The organism is Nocardioides aestuarii (assembly GCF_039527245.1).
In the GTDB taxonomy this organism is placed as follows: Bacteria; Actinomycetota; Actinomycetes; order Propionibacteriales; family Nocardioidaceae; genus Nocardioides; species Nocardioides aestuarii.
Genome location: NZ_BAAAJT010000002.1, coordinates 3,245,213 through 3,262,364 on the forward strand (window position 1 = coordinate 3,245,213; position 17,152 = coordinate 3,262,364).

General features: G+C 70.7%; 21 protein-coding genes. 18 read left to right on the forward strand and 3 right to left on the reverse strand.

Translation table 11 applies throughout. The features are described 5' to 3' along the window. The first annotated feature begins 39 nt into the window (after positions 1-39). The 12 genes from ABD091_RS16310 to ABD091_RS16365 all read left to right on the forward strand — a co-directional run bounded on the left by ABD091_RS16310 (position 40) and on the right by ABD091_RS16365 (position 9,498). On the forward strand, positions 40-516 hold the full coding sequence (locus tag ABD091_RS16310) for a hypothetical protein (protein ID WP_343920355.1): 477 nt from the start codon (positions 40-42) through the stop codon (positions 514-516). Positions 517-541: 25 nt separating this feature from the next. Continuing rightward, positions 542-790 carry an AtpZ/AtpI family protein gene (locus ABD091_RS16315; protein WP_343920357.1) on the forward strand — a complete coding sequence of 83 codons (249 nt, stop codon included), beginning with the start codon at positions 542-544 and terminating at the stop codon, positions 788-790. Continuing rightward, positions 787-1,593, forward strand: a complete 807-nt coding sequence (gene atpB / locus ABD091_RS16320) for a F0F1 ATP synthase subunit A (protein ID WP_343920359.1) — start codon at positions 787-789, stop codon at positions 1,591-1,593. Before ABD091_RS16315 ends, atpB begins: the two co-directional genes overlap by 4 nt. Positions 1,594-1,663: 70 nt before the next feature. Beyond that, positions 1,664-1,873, forward strand: a complete 210-nt coding sequence (atpE, locus tag ABD091_RS16325) for an ATP synthase F0 subunit C (protein ID WP_030482691.1) — start codon at positions 1,664-1,666, stop codon at positions 1,871-1,873. A 44-nt stretch (positions 1,874-1,917) separates the two neighbouring features. Further along, positions 1,918-2,478, forward strand: a complete 561-nt coding sequence (locus ABD091_RS16330; protein ID WP_343920371.1) for a F0F1 ATP synthase subunit B — start codon at positions 1,918-1,920, stop codon at positions 2,476-2,478. After that, the gene (locus ABD091_RS16335) at positions 2,478-3,293 is read left to right on the forward strand and encodes a F0F1 ATP synthase subunit delta (RefSeq protein ID WP_343920372.1); all 816 of its coding nucleotides are present in this window, start codon (positions 2,478-2,480) and stop codon (positions 3,291-3,293) included. Before ABD091_RS16330 ends, ABD091_RS16335 begins: the two co-directional genes overlap by 1 nt. Positions 3,294-3,345: 52 nt before the next feature. Then, complete coding sequence (gene atpA / locus ABD091_RS16340) at positions 3,346-4,983, forward strand: F0F1 ATP synthase subunit alpha (RefSeq protein ID WP_343920374.1); 1,638 nt, start codon at positions 3,346-3,348, stop codon at positions 4,981-4,983. Positions 4,984-4,989: 6 nt separating this feature from the next. Continuing rightward, positions 4,990-5,919 carry a F0F1 ATP synthase subunit gamma gene (locus ABD091_RS16345; protein WP_343920376.1) on the forward strand — a complete coding sequence of 310 codons (930 nt, stop codon included), beginning with the start codon at positions 4,990-4,992 and terminating at the stop codon, positions 5,917-5,919. Positions 5,920-5,976: 57 nt separating this feature from the next. Then, positions 5,977-7,434: a F0F1 ATP synthase subunit beta gene (gene atpD, locus ABD091_RS16350; RefSeq protein ID WP_343920378.1), complete on the forward strand. Its 1,458-nt coding sequence runs from the start codon at positions 5,977-5,979 to the stop codon at positions 7,432-7,434. Further along, the gene (locus ABD091_RS16355) at positions 7,434-7,829 is read left to right on the forward strand and encodes a F0F1 ATP synthase subunit epsilon (RefSeq protein WP_343920380.1); all 396 of its coding nucleotides are present in this window, start codon (positions 7,434-7,436) and stop codon (positions 7,827-7,829) included. The genes atpD and ABD091_RS16355 overlap by 1 nt, the downstream gene beginning before the upstream one ends. Positions 7,830-7,906: 77 nt before the next feature. Beyond that, positions 7,907-8,347, forward strand: coding sequence for a DUF2550 domain-containing protein (locus tag ABD091_RS16360; RefSeq protein WP_343920382.1), 441 nt, complete (start codon positions 7,907-7,909; stop codon positions 8,345-8,347). After that, complete coding sequence (locus ABD091_RS16365) at positions 8,305-9,498, forward strand: MFS transporter (RefSeq protein ID WP_343920384.1); 1,194 nt, start codon at positions 8,305-8,307, stop codon at positions 9,496-9,498. The genes ABD091_RS16360 and ABD091_RS16365 overlap by 43 nt, the downstream gene beginning before the upstream one ends. A gap of 120 nt (positions 9,499-9,618) precedes the next feature. Here the strand turns inward: ABD091_RS16365 and ABD091_RS16370 are convergent, their stop codons facing one another. Next, on the reverse strand, positions 9,619-10,191 hold the full coding sequence (locus ABD091_RS16370) for a cob(I)yrinic acid a,c-diamide adenosyltransferase (RefSeq protein ID WP_343920386.1): 573 nt from the start codon (positions 10,189-10,191) through the stop codon (positions 9,619-9,621). A 39-nt stretch (positions 10,192-10,230) separates the two neighbouring features. Between ABD091_RS16370 and ABD091_RS16375 the strand changes: the two genes are divergently transcribed. The 6 genes from ABD091_RS16375 to ABD091_RS16400 all read left to right on the forward strand — a co-directional run bounded on the left by ABD091_RS16375 (position 10,231) and on the right by ABD091_RS16400 (position 14,619). Further along, positions 10,231-10,839, forward strand: coding sequence for a hypothetical protein (locus tag ABD091_RS16375; protein ID WP_343920388.1), 609 nt, complete (start codon positions 10,231-10,233; stop codon positions 10,837-10,839). A 50-nt stretch (positions 10,840-10,889) separates the two neighbouring features. Beyond that, positions 10,890-11,192: an STAS domain-containing protein gene (locus tag ABD091_RS16380; RefSeq protein ID WP_343920390.1), complete on the forward strand. Its 303-nt coding sequence runs from the start codon at positions 10,890-10,892 to the stop codon at positions 11,190-11,192. 85 nt (positions 11,193-11,277) lie between these two features. After that, complete coding sequence (locus ABD091_RS16385) at positions 11,278-13,278, forward strand: protein meaA (RefSeq protein WP_343920392.1); 2,001 nt, start codon at positions 11,278-11,280, stop codon at positions 13,276-13,278. Between the two features lie 9 nt (positions 13,279-13,287). Next, on the forward strand, positions 13,288-13,782 hold the full coding sequence (locus tag ABD091_RS16390) for a DUF427 domain-containing protein (RefSeq protein WP_343920394.1): 495 nt from the start codon (positions 13,288-13,290) through the stop codon (positions 13,780-13,782). Positions 13,783-13,840: 58 nt separating this feature from the next. Then, positions 13,841-14,080, forward strand: a complete 240-nt coding sequence (locus ABD091_RS16395) for a hypothetical protein (RefSeq protein ID WP_343920396.1) — start codon at positions 13,841-13,843, stop codon at positions 14,078-14,080. Between the two features lie 14 nt (positions 14,081-14,094). Continuing rightward, positions 14,095-14,619, forward strand: coding sequence for a ferritin (locus ABD091_RS16400; protein ID WP_343920398.1), 525 nt, complete (start codon positions 14,095-14,097; stop codon positions 14,617-14,619). Position 14,620: 1 nt separating this feature from the next. Here ABD091_RS16400 and ABD091_RS16405 read toward each other — a convergent pair whose 3' ends face one another. Together ABD091_RS16405 and ABD091_RS16410 are read right to left on the reverse strand one after the other, a co-directional pair. After that, positions 14,621-15,133 carry a hypothetical protein gene (locus ABD091_RS16405; protein WP_343920400.1) on the reverse strand — a complete coding sequence of 171 codons (513 nt, stop codon included), beginning with the start codon at positions 15,131-15,133 and terminating at the stop codon, positions 14,621-14,623. A 13-nt stretch (positions 15,134-15,146) separates the two neighbouring features. Beyond that, on the reverse strand, positions 15,147-17,030 hold the full coding sequence (locus ABD091_RS16410; RefSeq protein ID WP_343920402.1) for a right-handed parallel beta-helix repeat-containing protein: 1,884 nt from the start codon (positions 17,028-17,030) through the stop codon (positions 15,147-15,149). Positions 17,031-17,152 lie beyond the last annotated feature (122 nt).

Sequence of the window (17,152 nt, forward strand, 5' to 3'; positions counted from 1 at the left end):
CACGAGCACCCAGAACGACGACAGGAACGGCCGCCGACCATGACGACCGAGACTCGTAGGACCACCCGGACCCCGGTCCGGAGTGCGTCGGGCGCCCCGGTCCTCCGGGTGCTGCCGGCGGTCGTCCTGAGCGCCCTCGGTGCCACCGTCGTGGTCGCTCTGGCGGCCCTCGTGCTGACCGGCGTCGACGCCCTCGCGGCCGCCCTCGTGGGCGGCCTGCTCGTCATCGGCGTCTTCGCCTTCGGGGTGCTGACCCTGGCCTGGGTGGTCCGGCTGCTGCCCTCGGCGTCGCTGCTCGTCGCGCTGGTCACCTATGCCACCCAGCTGGCGCTCGTGCTGCTCGTCGTGATGGCGATCGCGGACGCCGAGCTCTTCGCCGCACCGGCCGTCCGCGGCTGGCTCGCGGGTGCCCTGGTGGCGACCACGGTGACCTGGGTGGTGGCCCACCTCTGGCTCGCCAGCCGGCAGCGGATCCCCGTCTACGACCTCCCGGACCCGGGGGTGAGTGATGCCTGAGACCGCTGCTAGAGTCCGAGTCGCGATGGCCCCGACCGGCGCTTCTTCCCCGCGACCGACCACCAGTGCCCCCAGCTACCTCGTGGCCGGAGTGCTGTTCTACGGCTTCGTCGGGTGGCTGCTCGACCAGTGGCTCGGCACCCGCCTCCTGGTGGCAGCGGGCGTCCTGCTGGGCGGGGTCCTCGGCACCTACATGATGATCGTCCAGCTCCGCCGGCAGACCGAGGCGGCGGACGCCCCTTACAACCGCAGCAGCACCGAGGAGTCGGAGTGAGTGTGACCGCCGCCCTGGCAGCCATGACGGCAGTGCCGGCCGAGGAGGGCTCGACCTTCCACCCCCCGGGCCCGAGCAGCTTCGAGCTGCCCCCGATCTTCGGCGACGTCACCAAGCCGATGCTCCTGCTGACGCTCTCGGCGGTCCTCGTCTTCGGATTCTTCTACCTCGCCGCCCGCCAGTCCTCGCTGGTGCCCTCGCGGCTCCAGTTCGCCGGCGAGACGATCTACGGCTTCGTGCGCAACACGGTCGCCCGCGACAACATCGGTAGCGAGCACTACATGAAGTTCGTGCCCTACCTGTTCACGCTGTTCAGCTTCATCCTCGTGAACAACTACTACGGGATCATCCCGTTCCTGCAGTTCCCGAGCTTCTCCCGAATCGGCTTCATCGTCCCGCTCGCCCTGCTGAGCTGGCTGCTGTTCGTCGGTGCCGGGATGTGGAAGCACGGCCCGCTCGGCTACCTCAAGCACGCGACGATGCCGAGCGGCGTCGGTGGCCCGATCCTGGTCCTGCTGGTGCCGCTGGAGTTCTTCTCCAACATCATCATCCGGCCGTTCACCCTGACGCTGCGTCTCTTCGGCAACATGTTCGCCGGCCACCTGCTGCTGATCCTGTTCGCCACAGGTGGCGCCGCCCTGCTGGCCAGTGGCAACGTCCTCTACGGCGCGGTCGGTGTGCTGTCCTTCGGGCTCGGCATCGGCGTCAGCTTCCTCGAGATGCTGGTCATGTTCCTGCAGGCCTACGTCTTCACCCTGCTCAGCGCGATGTACATCGGCGAGGCCCTCGCCGAGGAGCACTGAGCACCGCTCCACCCCACAAGTTTCGCCAACAAGTCGGCACACCCGGTGCCGCAGACGAAAGGAAAAGCCCGTGGAAGGCTCCATCAACCTGGTCGGTCTCGGCCTCTCCGCCATCGGCCCCGGTGTCGGCATCGGCCTGATCTTCGCCGCGTTCATCTCCGGCGTCGCCCGCCAGCCCGAGGCCCAGAGCCGTCTGCAGTCGATCGCCATCCTTGGCTTCGTTCTCGCCGAGGCGCTGTTCATCATCACGGTCGCCCTGGCGTTCGTCCTGCCACTCTGACGTCGACGTAGCCCGACTGCTTCTAACCCGTAGGAGTTCGACTCATGGACTACATCGTCCTCGCGGCAGGTGAGGGGGAGACCCACAGCCCGGTCCTGCCGGTCTGGTCCGAGGTCATCCTCGCCCTCATCGTCTTCGCGATCCTGTTCCTGCTCATGCGCAAGTTCGTGGTGCCGGCGTTCGAGAAGACGTTCGCCGAGCGCACTGCTGCCATCGAGGGTGGTCTGGCCGCGGCCGAGACCAAGCAGGCCGAGGCCGACGCCAAGCTCGCCGAGCTCGAGCAGCAGCTCGGGGAGGCCCGCCACGAGGCGGCGCGCATCCGTGAGGAGGCGCGCGAGCAGGGTGCGGCCATCGTCGCCGAGATGCGCGAGCAGGCCCAGACCGAGTCGGCGCGCATCGTCGAGCACGGCCGGGTGCAGATCGAGGCGGAGCGCCAGCAGGCGGTCGCCTCGCTGCGCGCCGAGGTCGGCACGCTGGCGACCTCGCTGGCCGGTCGCATCGTCGGCGAGAGCCTCGACGACGACGCCCGCTCCCAGCGGGTGGTCGACCGGTTCCTGGCCGACCTCGAGACCATCGAGTCGGCGCAGGCCGAGGGGCAGCGCTGATGCAGACGCGTGGTCCCTCCGCCGAGGCGCTGACCGCCCTGCGTGACCGGCTCGACGCCGGTCTCGCCGACGTCGGCAGCCGCAAGGCGGCCCAGGTGGGCGACGAGCTGTTCTCGCTCGCCGTCCTGGTGCGCAGCACGCCGAGCCTCAGGCGGGTGCTGACCGACGTGTCGGTCGAGGGCTCCGCCAAGGCGGCGCTGGCACGCGACCTGTTCGGCGGCAAGGTCGACGAGCTCACGCTCGAGGTCGTCGCCGACGCCGTGTCGCGCCGCTGGACCGCCACCCGCGACCTCGCGGACACCGTCGAGCGGCTCGCCGAGGTCGCCGTCGTCCGCTCGGCCGGCGACCACGTCGACCGCGTGGTCGACGAGCTGTTCGCCGTGTCCCAGACCATCGACGGGTCCCCGGACCTCCGCGCCGCGCTGGCCGACCCGGCTCGCAGCGCCGAGGACCGCTCGGGGCTGGTCGACGGGCTGTTCGGCGACCGGGTCCTCGCAGCCACCGGCACCCTGGTCAAGCAGTCGCTCTCGGCCGGCTACCGGTCGGTGGGCGTGGCGCTGGAGGAGTACCAGAAGGTGGCGGCCGGCATCCGCGACGAGAACGTCGCCCGGGTGCGGGTCGCCCAGGACCTGACCGACGACGACCGCGCCCGCCTCGAGCAGGCGCTGCGTCGCCAGTACGGCCGGGCGGTCCACCTCAACGTCGTGGTCGAGCCCTCCCTCATGGGTGGCATGCGCGTGGAGATCGGTGACGACGTCATCGACGGCACCGTGGTCGCCCGCCTCGACGAAGCACGACGCAAGCTGGCCGGCTGACCGGCCCCGACAGACACCGACAGAAGTAAGAGAGCCAGGAGAGTAGGCAGAGATGACGGAGCTTTCGATCCGTCCGGACGAGATCCGCGACGCGCTGCAGAAGTTCGTGTCCGAGTACAAGCCGGACGCGGCCAGCAAGGAGGAGGTCGGCACGGTCGCCACCGCCGGTGACGGCATCGCCCGGGTCTCCGGCCTGCCCTCGGCCATGGCCAACGAGCTGCTGGAGTTCGAGGACGGCACCCTGGGCCTGGCCCTCAACCTCGACACCCGCGAGATCGGTGTCGTCATCCTCGGCGACTTCGACAAGATCGAGGAGGGTCAGACGGTGCGCCGCACCGGCGAGATCCTCTCGGTCCCGGTCGGCGACAACTTCCTCGGTCGCGTGATCGACCCGCTGGGCACCCCCATCGACGGTCTCGGCGACATCGAGTCGAGCGAGCGTCGCGCGCTGGAGCTGCAGGCTCCCGGCGTGATGGCCCGCAAGTCGGTCCACGAGCCGCTGGCCACCGGCATCAAGGCGATCGACGCGATGACCCCGATCGGTCGGGGCCAGCGCCAGCTCATCATCGGTGACCGCTCGACCGGCAAGACCACGATCGCGATCGACACGATCATCAACCAGAAGCAGAACTGGGAGTCCGGCGACCCGGACAAGCAGGTGCGCTGCATCTACGTCGCGATCGGCCAGAAGGGCTCCACCATCGCCGCGGTGCGGGGCGCCCTGGAGGAGGCCGGTGCGCTCGAGTACACCACCATCGTGGCCTCCCCGGCCTCCGACAGCGCCGGCTTCAAGTACCTCGCGCCCTACACCGGCTCGGCCATCGGCCAGCACTGGATGTACGACGGCAAGCACGTCCTCATCGTGTTCGACGACCTGTCCAAGCAGGCCGACGCCTACCGCGCCGTCTCGCTGCTGCTGCGTCGTCCGCCGGGCCGCGAGGCGTTCCCCGGTGACGTGTTCTACCTGCACAGCCGGCTCCTCGAGCGGTGCGCGAAGCTCTCCGACGAGATGGGTGCTGGGTCGATGACCGGCCTGCCGATCATCGAGACCAAGGCCAACGACGTCTCGGCGTTCATCCCGACCAACGTCATCTCGATCACGGACGGCCAGATCTTCCTCCAGTCCGACCTGTTCGCCTCCAACCAGCGACCCGCCATCGACGTCGGCATCTCGGTGTCCCGCGTGGGCGGTGCGGCCATGACGAAGGCCATGAAGGCCGTCACCGGCTCGCTCAAGGTCGACCTCGCGCAGTTCCGCGCGATGGAGGCCTTCGCGATGTTCGCCTCCGACCTCGACGCGGCCTCGCGCCAGCAGCTCGACCGTGGCTCGCGGCTGATGGCGCTCCTCAAGCAGCCGGCCTACTCGCCGTACCCGCTCGAGGAGATGGTGGTCTCGCTGTGGACCGGCACGACGGGCCGTCTGGACAAGGTGCCCGCCGACGACGTGCTGCGCTTCGAGGGCGAGTTCCTCGACTACCTGCGCCGCTCCCACTCCGGGATCCTCTCCGGCATCCGGGAGACCCTGAAGTTCGACGACTCCGCCGAGGGCGAGCTCGAGTCGGCGTACACCTCCTTCCTCGACCAGTTCGAGACCTCCGACGGCGGCGCGATCAAGGTCGGCCACGAGCCGGAGGCCGAGGCGCTGGAGGACGAGGACCAGGAGCAGATCGTCAAGCAGAAGCGGGGCTGATCCCACATGGCCGTATCGCTGCGTGAGTATCGCGCGCGGATCAAGTCGACGGAGTCGATGAAGAAGATCACGCGCGCCATGGAGCTCATTGCTGCGTCCCGGATCATCAAGGCGCAGCAGCGGGCGCAGTCCGCCGCGCCCTACGCACGGGAGCTGACCCGGGCGGTCTCGGCGGTGGCGACCTACTCCTCCGTCGACCACCCGATGACCCAGGAGTCCGAGGACCCCCGACGGGCCGCGGTCCTGATCGTCACCAGCGACCGTGGTCTGGCCGGTGCCTACTCCTCCAGCGTCATCAAGGAGTACGAGCGCCTCGCGGAGAAGCTCCGTGAGGAGGGCAAGGAGATCGACACCTACATCTGCGGCCGCAAGGGCGAGGCGTACTTCAAGTTCCGCCAGCGTCGTGTCGTGCAGTCGTGGACCGGGTTCTCCGACCAGCCGTCCTACGACGTGGCGCAGGAGGTCGGTGAGTCCCTCATCGCCGCCTTCGTCGCCGGCGAGGACGACGAGGTCGAGACCGGGGGCAAGCCCGTGGACGAGGTCCACGTGGTCTACACCCGGTTCCGCTCGATGCTGGTGCAGGAGCCGACCGCCGTGCGGTTGCTCCCGCTCGAGGTCGTCGAGGGCGAGGAGAAGCCCTCGAGCGACGAGGTGTTTCCCCTCTACGAGTTCGAGCCCTCCCCGGAGGCCGTGCTCGACGCCCTGCTCCCGAAGTACGTCCAGAGCCGGATCTTCTTCTCCTTCCTGCAGGCGGCGGCCTCCGAGCTCGCCGCACGCCAGAAGGCGATGAAGGCCGCGACGGACAACGCCGACGAGCTGATCAAGAAGTTCACCCGGATCGCCAACCAGGCCCGCCAGGCGGGCATCACCCAGGAGATCAGCGAGATCGTGGGCGGCGTCAACGCCCTTGCCGACGCCAACGCTGCCGCTGAATGAACGCCCGCATGACCCGCCCCTCTGGCTGGACTGCCCAGATTGCGAAGTGAGTGAGAAATGACTGCCACTGCTGAAGAGACCACGACCACCGGCGACGCCGGCGGCGTCGGCCGCATCGCCCGGGTCATCGGCCCGGTCGTCGACGTCGAGTTCCCCGTCGACTCGATGCCTGAGATCTACAACAAGCTCGAGGTCGAGCTGACCCTCGGCGGCGAGACCACGGTCCTGCCGCTCGAGGTCGCCCAGCACATCGGTGAGGGCATGGTCCGCGCGATCTCGCTCAAGCCGACCGACGGCCTGGTGCGCGGCGCGCAGGTGTCCGACACCGGCGGCCCGATCTCGGTGCCGGTCGGCAACGCCACCCTCGGCAAGGTGTTCAACGCCACCGGTGACGTCCTCAACCTCGCCGAGGGCGAGACCTTCGAGGTCGAGGAACGGTGGGGCATCCACCGCAAGGCCCCGGCCTTCGACCAGCTCGAGTCCAAGACCCAGATGTTCGAGACCGGCATCAAGGTCATCGACCTGCTCACGCCCTACGTCCAGGGCGGGAAGATCGGCCTGTTCGGCGGCGCCGGCGTCGGCAAGACCGTGCTCATCCAGGAGATGATCGCCCGCGTCGCGAAGGACCACGGCGGCGTGTCCGTGTTCGCCGGCGTCGGCGAGCGCACCCGCGAGGGCAACGACCTCATCGTCGAGATGGAGGAGGCCGGCGTCATCGGCCAGACCGCCCTCGTGTTCGGCCAGATGGACGAGCCGCCGGGCACCCGGCTGCGCGTCGCGCTGTCCGCGTTGACGATGGCGGAGTACTTCCGCGACGTCCAGAACCAGGACGTGCTGCTCTTCATCGACAACATCTTCCGGTTCACCCAGGCGGGCTCGGAGGTCTCCACCCTGCTCGGCCGGATGCCGTCCGCGGTGGGCTACCAGCCCAACCTCGCCGACGAGATGGGCACCCTCCAGGAGCGGATCACCTCGACCCGCGGTCACTCGATCACCTCGATGCAGGCGATCTACGTGCCGGCGGACGACTACACCGACCCCGCCCCGGCGACCACCTTCGCCCACCTCGACGCGACCACCGAGCTCTCGCGCGAGATCGCCTCGCTCGGCATCTACCCCGCGGTGGACCCGCTGACGTCGACCTCGCGCATCCTCGACGCCCAGTACATCGGGCAGGAGCACTACGACTGCGCGATCCGCGTCAAGCAGATCCTCCAGCGCAACAAGGAGCTCCAGGACATCATCGCGATCCTCGGTGTCGACGAGCTGTCCGAGGAGGACAAGATCATCGTCAGCCGGGCGCGCCGCATCCAGCGCTTCCTGTCGCAGAACACCTACGTGGCCAAGCAGTTCACCGGCATCGAGGGCTCCACGGTCCCCGTCGCCGACACCATCGAGGCGTTCAACAAGATCGCGGACGGCGAGTACGACCACGTGGCCGAGCAGGCCTTCTTCATGTGCGGCGGTCTGGACGACGTCGAGCAGAAGTGGGCCGAGATCCAGAAGAACCTCTGATGGCCGAGTCCACCGCCGCCCTCCAGGTCGAGCTCGTCGCGGCCGACCGGACCGTCTGGTCCGGTCGGGCGTCGATGGTCCTCGCCCGCACCACCGAGGGTGACGTCGGCATCCTGGCCCACCACGCGCCGGTGCTGTCGGTGCTGGTGCCGGGTGTCGTCGACATCCACGCCGAGGGCGAGGACCACGTGGTCGCCGCCGTCGACGGAGGTTTCCTGTCGGTCGCCGGCAACCGGGTCTCGATCCTCGCCGAGCGCACGGTGCTCTCCCACGAGGTCGACGTCTCCTCCACGCAGGCCGACCTCGACGCGGCCGAGGCCGCCGACGACGACGCCGCGGAGATCACGCGCAAGTTCAACGAGGCGCTGATCCGTGCCGCGGAGTGGTCCTCCTGACGACTGCTCCGTGAGGTGCGGATAGGGTGGCGTCACTCCCGCCGAGGGAGTGACCCCCACCCCCAGGAGGACGACGGATGCCGCTGTGGCAGCTGCTGCTCGATGCAGCCGGTGCCCTGCTCGTCCTCGTCCTGGTCTACGGCCTCGCGCTCGTCGTACGCCGCCGGCTGCTGTCGCGCCACGGCGGCACGTTCGAGCTCAGCTACCGCGTCCGGTCCGAGAGGGCCGGGCGCGGTTGGCTTCTCGGGCTCGGTCGCTACTCCGGTGAGCAGCTGGAGTGGTTCCGCATCTTCTCGCTGTCGCCGCGCCCCAAGCGGTCCTGGCGTCGTGACGCCCTGGACTACACCGGCCGCCGCGATCCCGAGGGGACCGAGCGGATGTCGCTCTACCCCGACCACACGATCGTGCGGTGCCTCTCCGCGGAGGGCGACGTCGAGCTGGCGATGGCGCCGACCTCGCTGATGGGGTTCCAGGCGTGGCTCGAGGCCGCGCCCCCGGGGACTGCGACGACCGTGTGACCGGCGCGCTCGCCGCGCGCAACGCGGTGGCGGCCGCGTTCGTGCTCAACGGACTCTCCTTCGCCTCGCTGTTCTCGCGGGTGCCGGACCTGCGGGCGGGGCTCGGCCTCGACAACGCCGGGCTGGGCGCGCTGCTGCTGTGCGGCGCGCTCGGGTCGGTCGCCGCCCTGCCGTCGGCAGGCCCACTGATCCGGAGGACCAGCGCGGGCACGGTCACGAGGTCCGGGGGAGTCCTGGTGGCGCTGGGGCTCGTCGTCGTCGGCATCGGCGCGACCGTGCTGGAGCAGGTGGTGGTCGCCGGCCTCGGCTTCCTGCTCTACGGCGTGGGCGTGGCCGTGTGGGACGTGGCCATGAACGTCGAGGGAGCCGCGGTCGAGCGCGCGCTCGGCCGGTCGATCATGCCGCGCTTCCATGCCGGCTGGAGCCTGGGCTCGGTGACGGGGGCGGGCGTGGCGGTCGTCGCCACCGGGCTCGACCTGCCGATGACCGTCCACCTCACGCTCGCGGCGCTGGTCGTGCTGTCGGTGATCCGGGTGCCGTCGGCCTACCTCCCGGCCCACGCCGACGCGGGGGAGGGCTCCTCCCTCGCCGCCTGGCGCGACCCGCGCACGCTCGGGATCGGGCTCATGGTCATGGCCTTCGCCCTGACCGAGGGTGCGGCCAACGACTGGCTCGCGCTCGCGCTGATCGACGGCTACGACTCGCCCCGCTGGGTCGGGGTCGCCGGCTTCGCACTCTTCGTGGTCGCGATGAGCACCGGTCGCATCGTCGGCCCGGTGGTCCTCGACCGTTGGGGTCGGGTGCCCGTCCTCCGGGTGACCGCCGTGCTGGCCCTGGTCGGTCTGCTGCTGCTCCTCCTCGGCGGCCACCCCGTGGTCGCCGGCGCGGGCATCGTGCTCTGGGGCCTCGGGGCCTCGCTCGGCTTCCCGGTCGGGATGAGCGCCGGCGCCGACGACCCCGCCCGGGCCGCGGCCCGCGTCAGCGTGGTGTCGACCATCGGCTACACCGCCTTCCTCGCGGGCCCGCCGGCCCTCGGCCACCTCGGCGACCGGGTCGGGACGCTCGACGCGCTGTGGGTCGTCGCGGTCCTGCTGGTGCCGGCCATGGTGCTGGTCTCCGTCGCCCGCGAGCCCGAGCCTGTGCGCACCTGACGGCCGAGTCGCGGAGATGCGACCACCGAGTCGCGCCCTGGTGACCGGATGCGTCATGCAGCCGCGACTGGAGGGTCACAACTCCACGACTCGACGGTCACAGGTCCGCGACTCGACCTGTCAGCGTTCGCCGCCGGGCACCCAGAGGACGTCGCCCTGCTCGCGGTTGGCGTGGCGGGCGAGGATGAACAGCAGGTCGGAGAGCCGGTTGAGGTAGGTGATCGACAGCGGGTTCATCGACTCCGCGTGCTCGTCCCAGGCGGCCCACGCGGACCGCTCGGCCCGGCGTACGACGGTGCGCGCGACGTGGAGGTGGGCGCCGCCGGGGGTGCCGCCGTTGAGGATGAACGACCGGAGCTTCGGCAGGTCCTCGTTGTAGTGGTCGCACCAGCCCTCGAGCCGGTCGACGTAGTCCTGCTCGATGCGCAGCGGTGGGAACTCCGGGTCGGCCACGACGGGGGTGCACAGGTCGGCGCCGACGTCGAAGAGGTCGTTCTGGACGTGGGTGAGGACCGCGACGACGTCGTCGTCGAGGCCGCCGGTCGCGAGGGCGACGCCGAGGTGGGCGTTGGCCTCGTCGACGTCTGCATAGGCCCGCAACCGGGTGTCGGTCTTCGTGGTCTCGCTCATGTCGCCGAGGCGGGTGCGACCGCCGTCGCCGGTGCGGGTGTAGATCCGGGTGAGGTTGACCATGACCCCGACTCTAGGGGGCGGCGGACTACGGTCGACGAGGTGCACCGCTCGACGCTCGCCGCCCTCGCCGCCGCCCCGGCGGCTGCGCTGGCCGCCGCCGGACTCCTCCACCCCCACCACCTGACGACGGCGACGGCGGACACCTGGGTGCTGCTCCACCTCGCGGGTCTGCTGGTCTTCCCGCTCGTGGGGGCCGGCCTGGTCGTCCCGCTCGCGGGGCGCGGCGACCCGGTGGCCTGGCTGGTCCGGGTGGCTGCCTACGTCTACGCCACGGCCTACACGGCGCTCGACGTCGTGAGCGGCATCGGCGCGGGGTGGGTCACCTCCCGGCTGCCCGACGGAGCCCCGCGGCCGCAGGAGGTGTCGTGGCTGTTCCGGATCGGGACGCCGATCGGCGAGGTGGGGTCGTGGGCCCTGCTCGTCGCGACGGTCGTGCTCGTGCTCGACGCGCTGCGTCGCCGAGGCCCGGCAGCGCTCCCCCTCGTCCTGCTCCCCGTGGGTGCGTGGGCGGTGCACGCCGACCACATCTTCGCTCCCGTCGGCGCGCTCGGGATGGCGATGATCGCCGTCGGGACGCTGCTGGCGGTGCTGGGGGCACGGCCACGACACGATGTCCGGTCCACGGTCAAGGCAACCTTTTCGGGGTGACGCGCGTCATAGTGGGCGACAGGGAGTCATTCTCTCGAACGGGGCGAACCATGGACCTGCACACCGACGGACCGACGCTGGTGCTGGTCGGCCACTTCCACGGCCGCAGCACCGACCACGTGCGCTCGGCGCTCCGGGCCCGGCTCGACGCGCCCGAGCACGAGATCGTCGTCGACCTCACCGCGGTCGACAGCGTCGACGTCCCCGCGCTGCGGGTGCTCGCCTTCGCCTCCCACGACGCCCTGCGCACCGGTCACCACGTCGTCCTCCGCGGCTGCGGTCCCGCGGTGCTCCGGATGCTCCACCTGACGCGCCTGATGCGCTTCGTGGAGGTCGAGCAGCAGGCGGCCTGAGCGCCGCCCCACCCGGTCGGGGGTGTGGACAACCCCACACACCAGACGGTTACCAGCGCGTAGCCCCCGCCCTACGCTGACGTCCATGACCGAGAAGGACCGTCCCTGGGTGATGCGGACGTACGCCGGCCACTCGACCGCCGCCGCGTCCAACGCGCTCTACCGCACCAACCTCGCCAAGGGTCAGACCGGGCTCTCGGTGGCCTTCGACCTGCCGACCCAGACCGGCTACGACCCCGACTCGCCGCTCTCGCGCGGCGAGGTCGGCAAGGTCGGCGTCCCGGTGCCCCACCTCGGCGAGATGCGCCGGCTCTTCGAGGACATCCCGCTCACGGGCATGAACACCTCGATGACGATCAACGCCGTCGCGATGTGGCTGCTCGCGATGTACCAGGTGGTCGCGGAGGAGCAGAAGCCCGACCTCGCGCCCGAGGACGTGGCGGCCCAGCTGGCCGGCACGACCCAGAACGACATCATCAAGGAGTACCTCTCGCGCGGGACCTACGCGTTCCCGCCGGAGGCGTCGATGCGGCTGATCGCCGACATGATCGCCTACACGGTCCACCGGATCCCGAAGTGGAACCCGATCAACATCTGCAGCTATCACCTGCAGGAGGCGGGGGCGACGCCCACGCAGGAGCTCGCCTACGCGCTGAGCACCGCGATCGCCGTGCTCGACCAGGTCAAGAACGCCGGCCAGGTCTCCGAGGAGGACTTCGAGAAGGTCGTCGGCCGGATCTCCTTCTTCGTCAACGCCGGGGTCCGCTTCGTCGAGGAGACCTGCAAGATGCGGGCCTTCGTGAGGCTCTGGGACGAGATCACCCGCGAGCGCTACGGCGTCGAGGACGCGAAGATGCGCCGGTTCCGCTACGGCGTGCAGGTCAACTCGCTCGGCCTGACTGAGGCCCAGCCCGAGAACAACGTGCAGCGGATCGTGCTGGAGATGCTGGGCGTGACGCTGTCGAAGAACGCCCGCGCCCGCGCGCTCCAGCTGCCGGCGTGGAACGAGGCGCTCGGCCTGCCGCGCCCCTGGGATCAGCAGTGGTCGCTCCGGCTCCAGCAGGTGCTGGCCTTCGAGTCCGACCTGCTGGAGTACGACGACATCTTCGACGGGTCGCACGTCATCGAGGCCAAGGTCGCCGAGCTGGTCGAGGGCGCCCGCGCCGAGATCGACCGGGTCCAGGCCATGGGCGGCGCGATCGCCGCGGTCGACTACATGAAGTCCGAGCTGGTCTCCTCCCATGCCGCCCGCCGCGCACGGATCGAGTCGGGCGACGAGGTGATCGTCGGGGTCAACAGGTTCGAGACGACCGAGCCGTCCCCCCTGACGGCCGACCTCGACGGCGCGATCATGGCGGCCGACCCCGAGGCCGAGCAGACCGCCCGCGCCAGCGTGGAGGCCTGGAAGGCGCAGCGCGACCAGGCCGAGGTCGACCAGGCGCTGGCGGCGCTCGCCGCCGCTGCCAAGACCGACCAGAACCTGATGGAGCCGACCCTCGTCGCCGCCCGCGCCGGCGCGACGACGGGGGAGTGGGCCGCGACCCTGCGCGAGGTCTTCGGCGAGTACCGCGGCCCGACCGGGGTGTCGGGCGCCGTGGGCGTGGTGGAGGCCGGTGAGGAGCTGACCGCCGTCCGCGCCCGGGTGAGGCAGACCGGCGAGGAGCTGGGCGGCCGGCTCCGGCTGCTGGTGGGCAAGCCGGGCCTCGACGGTCACTCCAACGGGGCCGAGCAGGTCGCCGTCCGCGCGCGCGACGCGGGCTTCGAGGTCGTCTACCAGGGCATCCGGCTGACGCCCGAGCAGATCGTGGCGGCCGCGATCGCCGAGGACGTCCACTGCGTGGGGCTGTCGATCCTGTCCGGCTCCCACATGGAGCTCGTCCCGAGCGTGCTCGACGGGCTGCGTGAGGCCGGCCTCGACGACGTCCCGGTCATCGTCGGCGGCATCATCCCCGACTCCGACGGCCGCCGGCTGATCGAGGCGGGAGTCGCCGCGGTGTTCACGCCCAAGGACTTCGGGCTGACCGCGATCATGGACGGCATCGTCGACGAGATCCGCCGCGCGCACGGGTTGGACCAGCCGACCTAGGCTCGGGGTGTGAGGCCCCGTCCCGAGAAGCCCGGTCCCGGTCAGGAGTCCGTCTGGGACTACCCGCGTCCCCCGCGGGTCGACCCCAGCGACGAGCTCGTCGAGGTCTGGTTGGGCGGGGAGCGCGTCGCCTCCTCCACCCGGAGCCTGCGGGTGCTGGAGACCAGCCACCCGCCCACCTACTACCTCCCGGTCGCGGACGTCGCCGAGGGGGCGCTGGTGCCGGTCGCCGGCACCACCGGGTGCGAGTGGAAGGGCACGGCGTCCTACTTCGACCTCGTCGCGGGTGGCGTGGTCGCGCCGCGCGCCGCGTGGACGTACGCCGATCCGCGGCGCGGCTTCGAGGCGCTGGTCGGCCACGTGGCGGTGATGCCCGCGGCCGTCGACCGGTGCGTGGTGGCGGGGGAGACCGTGGTCCCGCAGCCCGGCGACTTCTACGGCGGCTGGATCACCTCCCGCGTCGTCGGCCCCTTCAAGGGGATACCCGGCTCCTGGGGCTGGTGAGCCGGTCGGCTGGCGGCTGACTTAGGCATGCCTCACCTAACCGTGTAGCCTGCCGGTCATGGGCAAGGGCACGAAGAAGCAGAAGAAGGCCGCGAAGCACGCGGCCGGCTGCGGCACCCTCGCCGTCCTGCCCAAGAAGAAGTGCTGCGAGTCGAAGAAGAAGTGCGCGCGCTGCCCGCTGCGGATGCTCCGCGAGGGCACCCTGCCCGAGGGGTATACGGTCAGGAAGCGCAAGCTCGTGACCGTCGCCGCGGCGGAGGCCGCTGCGCAGAAGAAGTCGAAGAAGAAGGCCGCCTGAGGCGAGGAGAGCCCGTGCCCGCACCCCGTTTCGTCGACCAGCTCAACACCCAGATCGGTCACGAGCTCGCGGCCCACAACCAGTACCTCGCGTGCGCGATCCACTACGACGCACTCACGATGCCGAGGATGGCGGACTTCTTCTACCGCCAGGCCGAGGAGGAGCGCGGCCACGCGCTGATGATGGTGCAGTACCTCGTCGACACCGACGAGCCGGTCGTGGTCCCCGCCGTCCCCGCCCCGCAGTCGACCTTCGCGGACCTCGTCGAGCCGGTCCGGCTCGCCCTCGAGCAGGAGCGCACGGTCACCGACCAGGTCAACGGCCTGCTGCGCACCGCCCGCGAGGAGAGCGACTATGCCTCCGAGCAGTTCCTCCAGTGGTTCATCAAGGAGCAGGTCGAGGAGGTCGCGACCATGAGCGACCTGCTCGCCGTCGTCACCCGCAATCGCGACGACGTCGAGGACGTCGAGGAGTACGTCGCCCGCGAGCTCGGTGCCGAGGGCGAGGACCCGACGGCGCCCCGGCAGGCGGGCGCCTGACTCAGCCCTGTGGCCGCGAGGTCGCGGTCGACCGGGGGCAGAACGCCTCGCGCGGGGAACCGGTGTGGATCTCCTCCGGGAGCGCGACGACCACGTCGTCCTCGATCATCCCCGCCCGTCGGGTGGTCACGACGACCTCGCCGACGAACGACCCGGAGCGCGAGGAGAGCGCCTCGCACCCGTTCATGGCGAGCGAGAGCGTGACCACCTCGGCCTCGCCGCCCGCGACGGTCACCGGGGTCAGGGCTGTGAGGTCGAAGAGGCGCGGATCGGCCTGGTCGCTCGCCAGCCCCACGACCTGCAGCGGTAGCCGGCCATCGTTGTGGAGCTCGAACGTGTAGCGCAGCGTGCCGCGGTCGTCGTAGCGCACCTGCCGCACGGTCCGGTCACCGATCCGGAAGACGCCGGTGCCGTCGGTGCCGTCCACCGCCGTCGGACCGGTCGCCGTCAGCGGTGGCGAGCCGGACGCCACGGCGACCCCGGCCCCGGCGGCGACCAGAGCGGCCGTGGCCACGCCGACCGCCGCCCTACGCCGCGCGCTGCCCACGGTGTCCCCGCTTCCGGCGTCCGAGCCCGACCAGGAGCAGCAGGGCGGTCGCCGCGATCCCGACGGGTGTGACCAGCACGACGCCCTCCGCCTCGTCGGGGGCGGCGGCCCGCTGCGAGGGGTCCACCCCGGACGGCTCGGCCGTGGGCTGCTCGGGGGAGTCGAACCACGAGCAGCCGGGCGGGTGGCGCAGCGTCTCGTCGTTGCGGTCGTACTGGCTGCACGAGAGGAAGTCGACGTCCTTGACCGGGGCACCCGGGAGGAAGACCGACCCGCCCTCGTCGCAGGGACCGGGGTCGACGGTGAAGTTGTCGGTCTGCTCGCCACGGGAGTAGGTGTTGCCCTCCCAGCAGTTGCCGACGCCCTGGTCGTCCCACCAGTGGTCGACGCCGTTGTGGGCGACGTCGCCGTTCGGCGCGATGCCCATCTGGTTGTCGGTCGTGTGGTTGTGGTGGGAGGTGTCGTAGAGCTTGGCCGGGTCGTACTCGTCACGCAGCGGCGCCGGCACCCAGAACTGCATCGTGCCGAAGCGCCAGTTGTCGTAGATCCAGTTGTGGTCGGTCGAGTTGAAGTTGCCGCCCGCGATCAGCACGCCCGTGCCGACCGGGGTCGGGATGACCGGGCACACCGTCCCCTCGAGGTAGCCGCGCTCCTCCATGGGCTCCGCGCAGACGCCGGTGTCGACGTACTTCTCGTAGTAGTTGGTGTTGTTGGAGTAGATCCGGTTGCGGCTCCACCGCGCGTGGTCCTGGGGGAGCCCCGGGTGGCCGGGGAAGAGCGAGTCGGTCGCGATCCCGGTGGCGTTGTCGTAGAACCGGTTGTGGTGGGCCCACACGGAGTTGCCGGCGGTGCCGGAGTAGCCCAGCGTGTTGTCGTGGCTGCGGTTGCGCCGGATCTCGATCGCGTAGCGCGTCACGTCGAAGTCGGTGTTCTCCCCGTTGAGGTCGGAGGCCGAGCCGGGATAGATGCCGGAGTCGCCGTTGAAGTAGTTGTCGGTGCGCTGGATCAGGCCGTGGTCGGAGGCGAAGGCGAGGATGCCGTACTCGTCGTTGCCGCGGGTCACGACGTCCTCGATCCGGAACCCGTCGGTCTCGAGCACGTAGATCGCGTTGAACTCGGCCTGCTGGGCGGTCAGGTTCTTGACCACCACGCCGCCGGCGCGGTCGGCCCGGATCGCGTTGAGCCGCTGGAAGCGGTTGTCGATCAGCACGTCCTCGGGATCGGCACCGGTACCGACGATCTGGAGGTCGCAGTACCTGCTGTCGCAGGCGATGGTGTCGTTGCCGGGGGTGCGGTCCCCGAAGACCGAGATCAGGTTCAGGTTGCCGGAGCAGCGACGCTGGTCGGCGTAGGAGAGCGCGATCGGGTCGCTGGTGCCCTCGGCCTCGGCCTCCTGGCCGTCCGCCGCGGGTCGCTCGCCCGGCTCGGAGATGCTGCCGATGTAGGAGGAGGCGCCGACCGGGTCGGCTGACTCGGTCGCGAGGTTCGAGCAGTAGTCGGTGCGCGGCTTCCGTGCCCACGACCGCTCGGTGTAGGTCCCGGGCAGGACGTAGACCGAGGTGCCGCGGTGGTCCACCGTGGTGATCGCGCTCTGGATGGAGCGGAAGTCGCAGTCGGGCAGCAGTGCCCGGCTGACCCGCTTCATCCGGCCGGCCGGCATCGCGGCGACGGCGTCGGCGCTGCCGGGCTTGCACACCACGCGGCGCTCGGGGTTGTCCCAGCCGGCGAACGCGGGCCGCTCACCCGTGCCGTCGGGAAAGCTCGCCTCCCGCTCCTCGTGGGCGTCGGCCGGTGGGCTCAGCACGGTGGTGGCCAGCAGCACGGCCGGCAGGGGGAGCAGCAGGAGTCGCATCAGTCGGGGCATCCGAGAGTCCTTTCCTCGGTGGGCGCAACGACCCCGGGTGGGGTGGGTTACGCGCCAGTAGCCGACGTGAGCACGCCCTGCCCCCACGAATCGGTAACGCGACACCCACGTCGTGGTGACGA